Below are 14832 nucleotides of genomic sequence, written 5' to 3' on the forward strand. Positions count from 1 at the left end.
AAATGGCGAGGAAACGCTTCTTTTAGATTAAAAAACCCACAAGAAATCAAGTCATGAGTTCTTGTGGGTTTTATTTTTTACACTAAACCTACTGAAACATAATTTCCAATTGCTTTTGAATAAAAGGATTAAAAAGGCAAGTTATTAAAAATCATAACTTGAAATTGAGTTCTTCTATTTGTTGGCAAAAGTTGTGATAATACACCCATTTCAACTTTAATATTTTTACTGAAACAATATCCGACACCACCATAAACACGATCTCTATCGTACTGATTCTTTTCTGTATTGATAAAGATTTCATTTGATAACGAAGCATAAACAGCATTTTTCTCCATTCCTTTTTTATTTATCGGGACATTCAATGAGATAAAATAACGCAAACGCATTTTAAAATCACCTTGAAGAAATCGTTCCTCAAAACGATATCTATGTAAAATATTCATGCGCCCAAACTGTTGTTTTGTAATGAATTGCTGAAAAACCCTATGTTCATCCGTTCGTGATTTCTCCTCTGTTCCTGCTATATACGGCTCAGAATGAATGTAAGCGTATCCCAATAAAACATTATTATTATTTTCAGATAGATTATACCCTAACCCAGTCCTGATAAGCAGTTGCTCGAGATCTCCCCCAAAATTAAAGCTTCGATATTGCACTTCATTATGAAAATTCCATCTATCGTTAATTTTTTGGTTGCCTAAATAAGCAACCCAATTCCCTACATCCGATTTTTGCGCACTACTATTGGCTGTTACCAATAGCAATAACAAAAAACAAAATGATCTTACTTTATTTGTCATTAAATTATTATTTTTAAGTACTGCATTCTTCTAGTTTACAGACACCAATTCGACACCGAAAACCAACCTTACAGGACAAACTTCAACGGCACATGCACTACTTTCTTCGTCTCAAAGAATTCATCTTCGAAAAAGTCTGATAAATTATATTCCGTCGCTTTAGGAAAATCTTTTAACTCTTCGGTTAAATCGCCTCCTTTTAAATACAAAATTCCGTTTTTCAATTCGTGTTTGTTGTTCTTTTTGATTTTGGTTTTCACCCAAGAAACAAAATCGGGCATATTAGTCACGGCACGACTCACGATAAAATCGAAATCTCCTTTTACATTCTCGGCACGCAATTGCTCCGCTTTTACATTTTTCAATTCCAATCCTTCGGCAACGGCTTGAACCACTTTGATTTTTTTGGCAATAATGTCAATCAAATAAAAACGCGTTTCCGGAAAAAGAATCGCTAATGGAATTCCTGGAAATCCTCCACCAGTTCCCACATCCAGAACATAAGTTCCCGGTTCAAATTTTATTATTTTGGCTATTCCCAGCGAATGCAAAATATGTTTGGTATACAAAGCATCAATATCTTTTCTCGAAATAATATTGATTTTTTCATTCCAATCGTGGTATAAAAAATCGAGCTTTTCGAACTGCTCTTTCTGAAAATCGGTTAAATTAGGAAAATACTTAAGAATCTCGTCCATCTTATAATTTTTTAACAAAAGTAATACTTTAGAGTTAAAATATTTATCTCAATTTTGTATATCCAAAAATTTATAATAATTACCTTTGAACTTTATTAAAAATATATGACTAATAGTGCACCAACATTTGCTAAGCAAGATAGCCTAAAGTTTTTTAGAACACTTAACTCACGGGTTAACAACTACTTCAAAGAAAACAACATCCAGAAGACAGGCAATTGGAAACTGTATTTAAAAACTATAATTCTGTTTTCTATTTTTCTTGCGCCTTATTTTTTAATTCTGACACTTGGCATGCCATTTTGGGCACATCTTCTGTTAACTATCGTCATGGGAATTGGAATGGCTGGAGTAGGAATGAATGTGATGCACGATGGAAATCATGGTTCTTATTCCAATAAAACTTGGGTCAACAAATTCATGGGGGGCACTATTTATGTTCTGGCTGGAAACGTATACAACTGGCAAGTGCAACACAATGTGCTACACCACACCTACACCAATATTCCAGGCCATGATGAGGACTTAGATGCTGGACGTGTTATTCGTTTCACAAAAGAAGCAACATGGTATAATTTTCACCGTTTCCAACAATATTATTCTGTATTCTTATACGGATTGTTAACGTTCAACTGGGCTATCACAACTGATTTCAAACAGATGAAAAGTTATCTGAAAAGGAAATTATCATACGGCGAAGCAAAAAGTCCAAAAACACTTTGGACCACTTTAATTATCACTAAAGTAATCTATGTTTCGATCTGGATTGTTTTACCGATTGTGATTGGAATCACGTGGTGGAAAGTACTTATTGGCTTTTTCATCATGCATTACACCGCAGGTTTAATTCTAAGTGTAGTGTTCCAATTAGCTCATGTTGTAGAAGAAACAACCAACCCATCTCCAAATGAATTAGGAGAAATGGACAATACTTGGGCGATTCATCAATTGTTTACCACCACTAATTTTGCACCAAAAAACAAAATCGTTAATTGGTACACTGGTGGATTGAATCACCAAATTGAACACCATATTTTTCCAAATATAAGCCACGTACATTATGGTAAAATTGCTAGCATCGTAAAAGAAACAGCCCAAGAATGCAACTTACCGTATTACGAATACAAAACAATGCGAAGTGCTGTTATTGCCCATTTCAAACATTTGAAAGAATTGGGAATGAAACCGGAACTTACCTAATCATATAATACCTAGAGATGCACTGCAGTGCATCTCTACTAATAAATAAACTAACTACAACCAATAAAAAATGAATCCATTATCAGATAGAATAAACAATTTATCTACGTCTCAAACATTAGCAATGGCTGCTTTAGCCAGAGAATTAAAATCACAAGGAAAAGACATTATCAGTTTAAGTTTAGGAGAACCTGATTTCAATACCCCAGACTTCATCAAAGAAGCAGCTAAAAAAGCGATTGATGAAAACTACAGCACCTATTCTCCTGTAGAAGGATATGCGGAATTGAAAGAAGCGATCTGTAGAAAATTTAAAAGAGACAATGATTTAGAGTACAAACCCTCCCAAATTGTAGTTTCAACAGGAGCAAAACAATCGTTATACAACATTGCTCAAGTAATGTTAAACGATGGTGACGAAGTAATTTTACCAGCTCCTTACTGGGTTTCGTATTTCGAAATCGTAAAATTATCGGGTGGAGTTCCTGTAGAAGTTCCAACTTCTGTAGATACTGATTTCAAAATCACACCAGAACAGTTAGAAGCAGCAATTACACCAAAAACAAAAATGATGTGGTTCAGTTCTCCTTGTAACCCAAGTGGATCGGTGTACAACAGAGAAGAATTAACGGCTCTAGCAAAAGTTTTGGAAAAATATCCAAACATTTATGTTGTTGCTGACGAAATCTATGAGCACATCAATTTCTCAGGAACTTTTTGCAGCATCGCATCTATCCCGGGAATGTTAGAAAGAACCATTACCGTAAATGGTGTTGCTAAAGCTTTCGCTATGACAGGATGGAGAATTGGTTACATTGGAGCTCCTGAATTCATCGCTAAAGCGTGTACAAAAATTCAAGGCCAAGTGACAAGCGGTGCCAACAGTATTGCACAACGTGCGACCATTACCGCGGTAGATGCTGATCCAAGTGTTCTAAAACACATGGTTGACGCTTTCCATAGCCGTAGAGATTTAGTAGTTGGATTATTAAAAGACATTCCAGGCGTGAAAATAAACGTTCCAGAAGGTGCTTTTTATGTATTTCCAGACGTTTCGTCTTTCTTCGGAAAAACATTAAGAGGAACGTTTATAAAGGATGCCAATGATTTCTCGATGTACCTTTTGGGCGAAGCCAATGTAGCAACCGTAACCGGTGATGCTTTTGGAAACCCAGATTGCATCCGTTTTTCTTACGCAACCAGCGAAGAATTGCTAATTGAAGCCTTGCGCCGAATCAAAGAAGCAGTGGCGCTATAATCCAAAATCATAAAGTCGAAAGTTGGAAAGTCAAAAATCCAACTTCCAGTATACCAACAAAGCCTCAAGATTTTCTTGGGGTTTTGTTGTATTTGAGCGTGACCACAAGGGTCGGGATTTTCGCTGCACTCCCTCACGCAAACCCTGCCAGAATTCTATTTATCCTCAACCAGTACAGGCTGCTTAGTGGCTGTCCCAACACTTTTAAACACACCCAGGAAAACAATGAAATTTCTGATAATTTATGTTTTTTATTTTATACTTTTAAGAAAATAAATTAAATGCTTTTTTGTTACATAAAGCTTTCCAGTTTTCAGGTGAATTATAGTAAATTTAATACTTTGTGATTTATATTCTGTGTATATTTAAAATAAATAATTAGTAAACAATAATGGAAAAATTATATAAAATACATCGGAATTCAAATCAAATAGATTTTCAAAAGATTTGGAAAGAAGGTGTTTTCATATTTGATTCAAATGTTCTTTTAGATTTATATCGTTTACCTGAATCTGCAAAAAACGATTTATTAGGTGTTTTTAAAAACGAAAATTTTAATAATCGTATTTGGATAGGTTTCCAAGTTATAATGGAATTTCTAAATAATAGATTAACAGTAATTGGAGACCAAAAGAATATGTTTTCCAAAATAAAAATTTTAACTGAAAAATTAATTACTGAAATTGATGGTTTAAGTACGACATATAAAACTGAAATTGAAAAACTAAAACTGACCCAAAGACATTCGCTTATTAATCCTGAAGAATATATAACAACTGATAATTTAAAAAAAACAACAGATGTTTACATTGCGTTTTTAAAACATTTAGAGGAACTTGAAAGTAAGCAAAATGATGTTAATGATACAGACGAGATAAAAGAGCTTATCATAAATATCTTCAATAATAAAATTGGTGAATCTTTTGACAAAGATAATTTAGACTTAATTTATAAAGATGGGACAAAAAGGTATGAATCAAAAATTCCGCCTGGATTTATGGATATTAAAAAAGAAGGTTCGTATTTTTTTGAAGACAAGGAATATATTCGAAAATTTGGAGATCTTATTTTGTGGAAAGAGATTATTAAATTGGCAAAAGATAAAAAATTAAAACATGTTGTATTAGTTACTGGTGATGTAAAGGAAGATTGGTGGGAAGAAAAACGAGGAAAAAAAATTGGTGCTAGAAAAGAATTATTAAATGAGATTTATACTCAATGTGCAGAACTAGATGTTTTCCATCTTTACAATACTTCAACATTTCTAAAATTCGCAAAAGAAGAAATTGATAAGACAATAAAGGATTCATCAATTACTGAAACATTAGAATTAATAAATAACAACAGTAAAATAATTGGTAGTATTGAAGATATTTCAATTACAAAAAGAGACTATTTAACGCAGTTGTATATAATAAACGAAAGAATCAAGAGAAGTCATAATATACTAGAAGATTTAAATAACCAAAAATCAAAAATTAGTAATTATAGAGATGAATTATATGATAGTAGTGACTCTTTAGATGGTATTCGAGAATACACTCATAATCTTGCGATTCCTGAAATGGAATTAGAAGAAGAAATAAATGAAACGCAAGAGAAAATCGCATTAGACATGAAAATTCAACAAAGAATTTTAGAAAAACTAAAAGCAGAAAATTAGAATTACGAATAAAAGATTAGAGTTATATCAGGAGATAACAGCTACATAATAAAAAGTTTATTAAACTTCACAAAAACTATTCAAAACCCAAACCACCATGCTCACCGCCATCAACCCAAAATTACCCATGCGCAACAAAGTAATTACACGGGATTTCTATATCAACCAATTAGGTTTTCAGGAATGGGGTAATGCCGACTTTGACGGGTATTTGATGGTGCAAAAAGACACGATTGAAATTCATTTTTTTGAATTTGCTACCCTTGATTCTGTTGAAAATTACTCAGGAGTTTACATTCGGGTTCAGGATATCGAAACCGTTTATAAAAATTTCCTAGATAACGGCGTTGCCATTCATCCCAATGGTCCTTTGGAAAGCAAACCTTGGGGACAAAAAGAATTTTCGATATTGGATCCGGATCATAATCTGCTGACTTTTGGACAAAGTTTGTAGCGAATTTGCAGTCATAAAAAAGCAATTTAGTATTTTTACATTCTAATTAAGACTTCAAAAATGAAAATACTATTGCTAGGCTCAGGCGAATTAGGAAAGGAATTTACAATCGCTGCACAACGCATCGGGCAAATTGTAATTGCTGTTGACAGTTACGAAAATGCTCCAGCAATGCAAGTTGCCCATGATTTTGAAGTCATCAATATGCTTGACGGTGACGCCTTAGACAAAATCGTTGCCAAACACAAACCAGAATTCATTGTTCCTGAAATAGAAGCCATTAGAACGGAGCGTTTTTATGACTACGAAAAGCAAGGCATCACGGTAGTTCCTTCTGCGAAAGCAGCTAATTTCACCATGAATAGAAAAGCGATTCGGGATTTAGCTTCCAAAGAATTAGGTTTAAAAACTGCCAACTACCGCTACGCAACCACTGCCGAAGAATTACAAAAAGGAGTTGAAGCCGTTGGAATACCTTGCGTAGTAAAACCCTTAATGTCTTCGTCCGGAAAAGGGCAATCGACGATAAAAACGGAAGCCGATATCGAAAAAGCATGGAAGTATGCCGTGGAAGGTTCCCGTGGCGATGTGGTAGAAGTGATTGTAGAAGCCTTTGTCAAATTCAATTCGGAGATCACGTTATTAACGGTGGTACAAAACAACAATCCAACTTTATTTTGCGCACCAATAGGCCATAGACAAGAACGTGGCGATTATCAGGAAAGTTGGCAACCCGCCAGAATTTCCGACAAGGATTTGTACGAAGCGCAAGATATGGCCGAAAAAGTAACCGAAGCTTTGGGTGGTGCTGGACTTTTTGGAGTAGAATTTTTCTTGACTGATGATGGTGTTTATTTCTCAGAACTTTCCCCAAGACCACATGATACGGGAATGGTAACTTTGGCCGGAACACAAAATTTTAATGAATTTGAATTGCATTTACGAGCGATTTTGAGTTTGCCTATTTCCGAAATCACATTAGAAAAAGCGGGAGCGAGTGCTGTAATTTTAGCTACGGGCAACTCCACAAACCCAACGTATTCAGGCATCGAGAAAATTGCTGCTTTGCCTAAAACTGATTTCAGAATCTTTGGCAAACCAACTTCAAGACCGTATAGACGAATGGGAGTAGCTTTAGTCAATGACAGTTTAGAAACTCCAATTGAAGAAGCGGTAGAAAAAGCGAAGAAAGCAGCAACTTTAGTAAAAGTTCACCTTTAATTTGACCTCCCTTCATTGACATATAAATTGAAACAACTAGTGCTGCCAGGTCTTGAGCGGAAGATACTCAACGGTTCGTCTCGACTGCGCTCGACTTGACAAACCATCGTAACATTGACTCCTACATTACTTTTTTAAAACACGAAAAGCTGACGGAGTCATTCCAGTATGTTTTTTGAAAAGTCTTGTAAAATACGAATAATCATCATAGCCTAATGCGGTTGCAATTTCATTAACAGAAAACTTTCTATCCATCAACATGCGTTTTGCCTCGAGAATGATTCTCTCAGTAATTACTTCCGTTGACGTTTTTTGCAGGATTTCATTGCATATCCGGTTCAAGTGCTTCAAAGTAATAGCCAGTGCTGAAGCATAGAAAGAAGCTCGTTTTTCTGTTTTAAAATTTTGCTCTAAAAGCGCTTCAAATGTTTTAATTTTCACATTATACGAATGCGCTTTGTGAAGGTATCTAGCACTGTATTTTCGGGCAATTTCAATGTGAATACTGTCTAGCATATTCATTATTTTATCACTCTTCAACATTTTGTTTGTCAAAGTTTCCGAAATTAGACTCTTAAAATAGGGGAGAATAGCTTCCGATTCAGATGCATCAAAAACCATTTCCGGCTTATTATCCACCGAAGAATAAAATGGATAATCGCTGATTGTTTTTTTTCCAAAATAAAGATTATACATTTCCCCCGAATATAAAATCACAAAGCCTTCCACATCGTCGGATAAATCCCAATGGTGCATTTGTCCCGGCTGCAAGAAAAACATACTTCCCGGCTGAATACTAAACACATCAAAATCGATTTCATGTATCCCGGAGCCTTTCGTAAAAAACACCAAAACATAGGAATTATGCCGATGCGGTTCCTCAACAAAACTATGGTTGATTAAATGGTTTTCAAATGTATTAATGTACAAATCACTATTGACTGCACTGCAGTTAAACCGCTGAATGTCATAAATAGGATATTTTATCATATCGCTAGATGTCTTTATTGTGCTATAATACGCGAATATAGAAAACATCTATGACATGGATAATAAATACCTTTGATAAAAATAATTATGATGTCAAATTCTATTATACATATCCTCAATAATGATTGCCCGCATTGTCTTAAAGGCAAAGTCTTCAATGAAAAAAGTATATTTCTCAATTTTGGATTTCCCAAAATGAACGAATATTGTGCTCATTGTAATTATAAATTTGAGAAAGAACCTGGTTACTTTTTTGGGGCGATGTATGTAAATTATGGTTTAACAGTAGCCCAGGGAATTGCTACCTATGTTATTGCCCAATTCTTCTTTGAAGAGAATTTTGATTTAAGAATCATTCCAATTATTGCGGTGGTCATTATTGCCATGGCCTCTATTAATATTCGCCTTTCCAGATTATTGTGGATTTACATGTTTAAAAATTATTCGATGTAAAAAACCAGTATCTTAGCTGAAGTAAAAAATTGATCCTTTATGAAAAAGATATTATGCTTAGCTATTTTGTTCTCGGCAACACTTGCAAGTGCTCAGGATAAAAAAGAAGAACCAAAATCTCAAATCCTTGAAGCTTCATGTGGACAATGCCAGTTTAAAATGGAAGGACACGGTTGTGAATTGGCCGTTCGCATTGACGGAAAATTTTACTTTGTTGATGGTAGCGCTATCGATTCACACGGAGATGCACACGCCAATGACGGTTTTTGCACTACAATACGAAAAGCCGAAGTGGTTGGTAAAGTTGTAGACCAGCGATTCAAAGTAACTTCCTTTAAACTACTCCCAGAAAAGAAAGAAAAATAATTCAGAAAAGCTCAATTTTAATCAAGACTGCGTTTTTACTGCTCTTTCAAATTTTATGGTACTTATCTCAAATACATTTTAAATTTATTCTTTAAGAAATTTAAAATGTGAGTCAACTTTTTATAATACCATTTTAAAACAATTTTAAGATTTCAATCCTTATTTTTGTCATCAATTCAACTTTTAAATATGAAATTACTCATAGTAGAGGACGAACCCAGTCTCTTATCCATTTTACGAAAAGGTTTTGTCGAAAAGAACAATGAGGTAAGTGTAGCTCTTGACGGGAAAACGGCTTTAGAGATGATTCATAATTATACATTTGATGTGGTCATTTTAGATATTATGCTACCTGAAATAAATGGCATTGAAATATGCAGAAGATTGCGCGCCAGTAAAAATTTTGTTCCAATACTGTTATTAACGGCTCTAGGCACCTCTGAAAACATTGTGACGGGTCTAAATGCAGGAGCAGATGACTATCTAGTGAAACCTTTTAAATTTGGAGAATTAGACGCTAGAGTACATGCCTTGGCACGAAGAGCGAATCAGGATCTGGAAAAAATAGACACGATACTAATAGCCGATTTAGAGATCAACGGCAGGACAAAAATCGTAAAAAGAGGTGGAAAAACGATTGTCTTGACAGCCAAAGAATTTAAATTATTGTATTATCTCGCTAAGAATAAAGACAAAATTGTTTCTCGCAGCCAAATTCTGGATAACGTTTGGGATATTAATTTTGACATGAATACGAATGTAGTAGATGTCTATATTACCTATTTACGAAAAAAAATAGACAAACCATTTAATAGTAAACTCATTCAAACCATGAAAGGTTTGGGTTATGTCATTAAATCCTAAAAATGAATATTAGAAAAAAAATTACTTTCACATATGTTGCGCTTTCTACCTTTAGCACTTTGCTTTTATGTGTGGTAGTTTTTTTCTTATTTAGAAGTAACAATAAATATTATTTTTTAAAAAGATTAGAAGACAGAGCAAAAATTATTGCTTCAATTAATTTTCAAAATGATCCTGAAAAAACCAAATACTATAAGGAACTCAAGAAAAACGGACTTGAGGAACTTATTGACGAAGAAGACTTTGTGCTTAAAGTAAACAGTAAGAACTCTTTTGAATACAATACTAATATTGATCTCCCGAACCAATTTTACACAAATGTTTTAAATAAAGGCAAAGACTGGTATGAAATTGACGACAAATATTATCTAGGACAATTATTTAAAGCGAACAATCAAAAATACATTGTAATAATTTCTGCAGTTGATCGCAAAGGAAAGACGACTACCATTTATATTGTCAAAATAATGCTGTTTGGGAGCATTGGATTTCTACTTTTAGCATATTTTTTAGGACGTTTTCTAGCTAAAAGGGTTATTAACCCAGTTGCCCGAATTACTAAAGAAGTAAACCGAATTAGTGCGTCAAACCTACACAACCGACTCCCAAAAAACAATAGTTCGGATGAAATTTCAGATCTTTCAGAAACATTCAACAATATGTTAGACAGACTTGAAACTTCGTTCGAAATACAAACTAATTTCATCAATAATGCCTCACATGAGCTAAAAACTCCAATTACAGCAATCATGGCAGAATCAGAAATTATGCTTTTTAAAGAAAGAGAAGTACCAGAATACATCAAGTCTTTAGAAAACATTTTTAATCAGGCTTCAAAGCTGGGCAACTTAACCGAGAGTTTATTAAAGCTTACTCAAACGGGCTATGATGGCAAAAAGCAAGTACTCGAGATTATCCGCATTGATGAGTTGGTCATGGATGTAAAATCAGACATTGATACCATTTATCCTGAAAACAGAGTGACCATCAGACTTGATGTAGCCCCTAAAAATTCAGAGCTGTTTTTGATTCCATGCAACCGCTCCTTACTTGAATTAGCAATCAATAACATCATTACAAATGGTGTGAAATATTCTAATAATGATGAAGTCTTTGTTACAGTAACAGCTACTGAAAATTCTATAAAAATTACAATAAACGATATTGGTATTGGTATTCCTGCTGAGGACATACCGCATTTATACGAACCTTTCTTTAGAGGAAAAAAAGCGGCCCAATACACCGGTTATGGATTAGGCTTGCCACTGGCAATGAAAATTATCAGGATGCATGATGGAGATTTACAGGTGCAGTCTGAGCAAAACAAGGGAACTATTGTCACCATTATTTTAAACAAACTCAACATTAAAAATTCTAATCTCGTTTCTTAGAAAATTCTAATGTTACTTTAATACCGCTTTAATTTTGGTACAGTTACTTTGTATGTATAAAAGAAACATTTATACAGATGAAAAATTTCCTGATACCAACCACGTTAAAACAAGATACTCTACTTGCTGTGAAAACAGCTATTAATCAAGCAAATGAAAGTGAATGTGAAATAATTTTAATGATTGTTTCTGAAATTCCAGATGCTTATTCTTCCCCATCTTATTTTTTAAGAGAAATGAAAACAGGCATCACTACACAACAGGAAACTATTCTGGATGTTTGCAGGCAGATTGTTGATAAATCTAAAAATTGCACCCTTAAAATCCACAACCAATACGGGATTTCTTCTCCAATATTCAAACGAATTATAGATCATTTCTCCTTAAAACTGATTATTATAACGCATTCTTATAAACAAGAACAAAAAAGAATAAATCAGCATTTGGTTCAATTATTAGACAATCAAAGATGCCCTATTTTACATCTTTCGGCTACAGAACATCCGAACGACTTTAATAAAGCCCTCTATATTGAAAACACAAGCTCCAGTATTCACATGGAGGACATCCAACTGTTTATAAACGAAAATTTTTCATTTCAAATAGTGACTCAGACACCTAATCTAGAAGACAAAAATTTCGAAGAATTTGCTCCATATTTAACTGATATTATTCACAAAAATGGGATCAATTTATTGGTAAAAACACGTAAACCCCAAAAATTAAAATTTAGAAGGAGTAAGAAAGAAGATATTAATGACTTGTTGGGTCTTCCTATTTTATCGCTCTGCGAAGAGATGGTGTAAGAATATTATTCCTAAGAATTAAATTTATCATAAAACTACAAAAAAATGCTTTTAAAAAAGAAAATTCCAATGAAGTATGTTCTTGGAAAAATTAAAGTCGAACTTGCCCTCGTTATTTCTTATTCGGTATTATTCGAGGTTTTCCATCACTACTACATCAATATCTCTATTGACATTCCTTTTGCAGTACCTACTATCATAGGTACTATCATTTCGTTGTTGTTGGCCTTTAAATCGAACCAAGCGTATGATCGATGGTGGGAAGCTAGAATTATTTGGGGATCAATAGTAAACGAATCCAGAACATTAGTCCGACAAATAATCACTTTTTATAAGGATCCTGATTTTTCTGTTGAAGCCAATAATTTTAAAGAAAAATTTGCAAAAAGACAGATTGCCTGGTGTTACAGTTTAGGACAGCTTTTACGAAATAAAGATTCGCTAAAGCCTATCAAATCTTTTTTATCAGAAGATGAATTACTTTTTATAAAAAACCACCATCACATCCCTAATGCGTTATTAATTCTTCATGCCAAAGATCTTAGAGATGCTCGAAATGCAGGAAAACTAAAGACTTATCAACAAGTAGAAATTGACAATACATTAACTCGTTTATGCGATGCCATGGGTAAATGTGAGCGAATAAAAAATACAATTTTCCCAACTACATATAGTATGTACATTCGGTTTACATTGTGTTTGTTCATTTTTCTACTTCCATTTGGCTTAACAAGTTTGCTTGGCTGGTTTGCAATTCCCTTAGTAACTACAATAGGTACCGCATTTTTTCTTATAGAGAAAATGGCTATTCATTTACAAGATCCATTTGAAAATAGACCCACAGATACGCCTGTGACAACAATTTCAAATTCAATAGAAAAGAACCTAATGCAGATGATCAATGAATATCGAAATGAATTTATAAATACAGACCAACAAATTAAAGCCCCTGAAGTTGTAAAAACAGAAGAAGATGCTTACTATATATTATAACACAAACCCTCCAGAAAAGCTGGAGGGTTTGTAATATTAGAGCTTTTTTAAGCTTATATTTTCAAAAGTGGACACATCAATTATCTCTTCCAGATCAATATCAAAAGAAATCTGTACACTATCCCCTACCATGGATATAGGAAGTTGGCTGGATATTTGCGAGGAGCCTACAAATAGATTGGGATACTCTTTTACTTTAAAATAATAAAAACTATTTCCATTTTTCACATCATTCTGAATTCGGATTATTACGGCGTTTAATACTTTTTTATTGGAAACACTATTTGGATTTATTTTATTCCCCGCCATGTTATAGACACTTTTAAAAGAGGTCAGTGTTTCTCGCATCGTATTACCTACTCCTACTATAGTATAATCTGAGATGGCCACCATTGCGAACATTTTAACCAATCCACCGTCATCTTTAAGTGTCATCACATACGTAGGAATGTTATTAATGTTATAAGGTATAGGCATTGACGCTTTATATCCTTTCTCCTGTACTTTTCCTTCTGCCGAACTTTGGGCAGCAAATTCCGTTGCTCCACCTTGTTTATAAAAGGTGGTTTCTTTAGTTCTGGTATCCACTAATACAAAACCTACCGCAGATTCTTCTTTTCCCACAGAGGTCAATCCGGTATACCAGTACGATTTGTTATCTTTTCCATACACCAATGTCAAACCTTCTGTAATTTTAAGTTTATCGGCATTGGAAAAATTCCAATAGCCATGAACATATTCGCCCCAATCATTCAATTGATTTTCGATGAAATCTATAGGCTGGATTCGATCAACCCATTTAGGGGTCGCAGCAATTGAATATTCTTTTATAGATCCAGACTGAGCATCTACTATTAGAACTCCCGTAGCCTCTTTACCGGAAAATCCAATTTTTTTTGAATATTGTGTAATGATCCAAAAAGGACGCCCAACATCATCAATTTCAAAACTAAAATCAGCTAAACCCACAGTAGCATTTCCGTTTAAATAAGCATGTCTGTGAATATCGCTTTGAAAATAAGCGCCTTGTTGGTATTTAATTTTAACCTCCTTTCCTTCCACTTGCTGAACTAGTTTCACATCGCGCTCATTCGTGGCAGAAACCATAACATAACCCGCAGTTCCTTCCTGGTTATTAAACCATTTTAAAAAACCAGAATGCAACAACGGTGCTACCCAGTACAAGTCGTCATTTACCTTTTGGATACAAAAATCCCCTAATTCTACTTGACTGCCCAATGCCGGTTGAGAGCCTAATATTTTTTCGCCTAGCAAATGCGCTAAAGCCTCATCAACCACACGGATTTTATCAATAGAGATTGGAGCAATGTGATTTGTTATTTTTTTTCCATTCTTAACCTCACCTATTAGTTTTTGATACGACTCACTTCTAAACATTTTTAAGCTGGTTATAAAAGGTAACGCAATACAATATAGTAAAAGAATTGCTGCCACTACATACACTATTTTAGGAGGTCTGGAAATAAATTTGACTTGCTTAGTTTGCTGAGAAATGGTCAAACCAACAGAAAATAATATCCCTATTACTAATAACAGTAGCAAAATAAAAGCAAAACCAGTAAACCCATAATTAATTACCGGTAAATTGATGTAAAAAAGTAAAAAACCAAAAAGAAGTAAAAAAATAATTGACATGATTTTTTTCATGATG

At 34.0% G+C, this 14832-nt stretch carries 15 protein-coding genes; 11 read left to right on the plus strand and 4 right to left on the minus strand.

Translation table 11 applies throughout. The features are described 5' to 3' along the window. Positions 1–128: 128 nt before the first annotated feature. Together ACNQF9_RS01975 and rsmG are read right to left on the minus strand one after the other, a co-directional pair. Positions 129–803, minus strand: a complete 675-nt coding sequence (locus tag ACNQF9_RS01975; RefSeq protein WP_417958583.1) for a DUF2490 domain-containing protein — start codon at positions 801–803, stop codon at positions 129–131. A gap of 68 nt (positions 804–871) precedes the next feature. Beyond that, entirely contained in the window at positions 872–1501 is a 630-nt protein-coding gene (rsmG, locus tag ACNQF9_RS01980; RefSeq protein WP_417958584.1) for a 16S rRNA (guanine(527)-N(7))-methyltransferase RsmG, read from the minus strand. A 105-nt stretch (positions 1502–1606) separates the two neighbouring features. On the opposite strand from rsmG, the gene ACNQF9_RS01985 reads away from it, so the two are divergent. The 5 genes from ACNQF9_RS01985 to purT all read left to right on the plus strand — a co-directional run bounded on the left by ACNQF9_RS01985 (position 1607) and on the right by purT (position 7297). Beyond that, a complete protein-coding gene (locus ACNQF9_RS01985) occupies positions 1607–2701 on the plus strand; it encodes a fatty acid desaturase family protein (protein ID WP_417958585.1) in 1095 nt (364 codons plus the stop codon). Between the two features lie 70 nt (positions 2702–2771). Beyond that, a complete protein-coding gene (locus ACNQF9_RS01990) occupies positions 2772–3959 on the plus strand; it encodes a pyridoxal phosphate-dependent aminotransferase (RefSeq protein ID WP_417958586.1) in 1188 nt (395 codons plus the stop codon). Between the two features lie 391 nt (positions 3960–4350). After that, positions 4351–5622, plus strand: coding sequence for a PIN-like domain-containing protein (locus ACNQF9_RS01995; RefSeq protein WP_417958587.1), 1272 nt, complete (start codon positions 4351–4353; stop codon positions 5620–5622). A gap of 97 nt (positions 5623–5719) precedes the next feature. Continuing rightward, positions 5720–6076 (plus strand): bleomycin resistance protein, encoded by a 357-nt coding sequence (locus tag ACNQF9_RS02000; RefSeq protein ID WP_417958588.1) that lies wholly within the window; start codon positions 5720–5722, stop codon positions 6074–6076. A gap of 60 nt (positions 6077–6136) precedes the next feature. Then, positions 6137–7297 (plus strand): formate-dependent phosphoribosylglycinamide formyltransferase, encoded by a 1161-nt coding sequence (purT, locus tag ACNQF9_RS02005; RefSeq protein ID WP_417958589.1) that lies wholly within the window; start codon positions 6137–6139, stop codon positions 7295–7297. A gap of 126 nt (positions 7298–7423) precedes the next feature. On the opposite strand, the gene ACNQF9_RS02010 is transcribed toward purT, so the two are convergent. Beyond that, the gene (locus tag ACNQF9_RS02010; RefSeq protein WP_417989525.1) at positions 7424–8287 is read right to left on the minus strand and encodes an AraC family transcriptional regulator; all 864 of its coding nucleotides are present in this window, start codon (positions 8285–8287) and stop codon (positions 7424–7426) included. A 195-nt stretch (positions 8288–8482) separates the two neighbouring features. Between ACNQF9_RS02010 and ACNQF9_RS02015 the strand changes: the two genes are divergently transcribed. From ACNQF9_RS02015 to ACNQF9_RS02040, 6 genes are all read left to right on the plus strand, one after another. Beyond that, a complete protein-coding gene (locus ACNQF9_RS02015; RefSeq protein ID WP_417958591.1) occupies positions 8483–8740 on the plus strand; it encodes a DUF983 domain-containing protein in 258 nt (85 codons plus the stop codon). A 39-nt stretch (positions 8741–8779) separates the two neighbouring features. Beyond that, complete coding sequence (locus ACNQF9_RS02020; RefSeq protein WP_417989526.1) at positions 8780–9106, plus strand: DUF6370 family protein; 327 nt, start codon at positions 8780–8782, stop codon at positions 9104–9106. A 189-nt stretch (positions 9107–9295) separates the two neighbouring features. Beyond that, positions 9296–9970, plus strand: a complete 675-nt coding sequence (locus ACNQF9_RS02025) for a response regulator transcription factor (RefSeq protein WP_417958593.1) — start codon at positions 9296–9298, stop codon at positions 9968–9970. A gap of 2 nt (positions 9971–9972) precedes the next feature. Then, complete coding sequence (locus tag ACNQF9_RS02030) at positions 9973–11361, plus strand: HAMP domain-containing sensor histidine kinase (protein ID WP_417958594.1); 1389 nt, start codon at positions 9973–9975, stop codon at positions 11359–11361. A 77-nt stretch (positions 11362–11438) separates the two neighbouring features. After that, the gene (locus tag ACNQF9_RS02035; RefSeq protein ID WP_417958595.1) at positions 11439–12167 is read left to right on the plus strand and encodes a hypothetical protein; all 729 of its coding nucleotides are present in this window, start codon (positions 11439–11441) and stop codon (positions 12165–12167) included. Between the two features lie 69 nt (positions 12168–12236). After that, entirely contained in the window at positions 12237–13160 is a 924-nt protein-coding gene (locus tag ACNQF9_RS02040; protein ID WP_417958596.1) for a bestrophin family protein, read from the plus strand. A 36-nt stretch (positions 13161–13196) separates the two neighbouring features. Here ACNQF9_RS02040 and ACNQF9_RS02045 read toward each other — a convergent pair whose 3' ends face one another. After that, entirely contained in the window at positions 13197–14828 is a 1632-nt protein-coding gene (locus tag ACNQF9_RS02045; protein ID WP_417989527.1) for a hypothetical protein, read from the minus strand. Positions 14829–14832: the final 4 nt, after the last annotated feature.

Source organism: Flavobacterium amylolyticum, assembly GCF_048284335.1.
Classification (GTDB): Bacteria; Bacteroidota; Bacteroidia; order Flavobacteriales; family Flavobacteriaceae; genus Flavobacterium.

Excerpts from the sequence above, each read along its gene's own strand:
- rsmG (WP_417958584.1), bottom strand. The coding sequence starts at position 1,501 with ATGGACGAGATTCTTAAGTATTTTCCTAATTTAACCGATTTTCAGAAA.
- ACNQF9_RS01995 (WP_417958587.1), top strand. The coding sequence starts at position 4,351 with ATGGAAAAATTATATAAAATACATCGGAATTCAAATCAAATAGATTTT.
- purT (WP_417958589.1), top strand. The coding sequence starts at position 6,137 with ATGAAAATACTATTGCTAGGCTCAGGCGAATTAGGAAAGGAATTTACA.
- ACNQF9_RS02045 (WP_417989527.1), bottom strand. The coding sequence starts at position 14,828 with ATGAAAAAAATCATGTCAATTATTTTTTTACTTCTTTTTGGTTTTTTA.
- ACNQF9_RS02025 (WP_417958593.1), top strand. The coding sequence starts at position 9,296 with ATGAAATTACTCATAGTAGAGGACGAACCCAGTCTCTTATCCATTTTA.
- ACNQF9_RS02030 (WP_417958594.1), top strand. The coding sequence starts at position 9,973 with ATGAATATTAGAAAAAAAATTACTTTCACATATGTTGCGCTTTCTACC.
- ACNQF9_RS01985 (WP_417958585.1), top strand. The coding sequence starts at position 1,607 with ATGACTAATAGTGCACCAACATTTGCTAAGCAAGATAGCCTAAAGTTT.
- ACNQF9_RS02010 (WP_417989525.1), bottom strand. The coding sequence starts at position 8,287 with ATGATAAAATATCCTATTTATGACATTCAGCGGTTTAACTGCAGTGCA.
- ACNQF9_RS02015 (WP_417958591.1), top strand. The coding sequence starts at position 8,483 with ATGAACGAATATTGTGCTCATTGTAATTATAAATTTGAGAAAGAACCT.
- ACNQF9_RS02035 (WP_417958595.1), top strand. The coding sequence starts at position 11,439 with ATGAAAAATTTCCTGATACCAACCACGTTAAAACAAGATACTCTACTT.
- ACNQF9_RS01990 (WP_417958586.1), top strand. The coding sequence starts at position 2,772 with ATGAATCCATTATCAGATAGAATAAACAATTTATCTACGTCTCAAACA.
- ACNQF9_RS02020 (WP_417989526.1), top strand. The coding sequence starts at position 8,780 with ATGAAAAAGATATTATGCTTAGCTATTTTGTTCTCGGCAACACTTGCA.
- ACNQF9_RS02000 (WP_417958588.1), top strand. The coding sequence starts at position 5,720 with ATGCTCACCGCCATCAACCCAAAATTACCCATGCGCAACAAAGTAATT.
- ACNQF9_RS02040 (WP_417958596.1), top strand. The coding sequence starts at position 12,237 with ATGAAGTATGTTCTTGGAAAAATTAAAGTCGAACTTGCCCTCGTTATT.
- ACNQF9_RS01975 (WP_417958583.1), bottom strand. The coding sequence starts at position 803 with ATGACAAATAAAGTAAGATCATTTTGTTTTTTGTTATTGCTATTGGTA.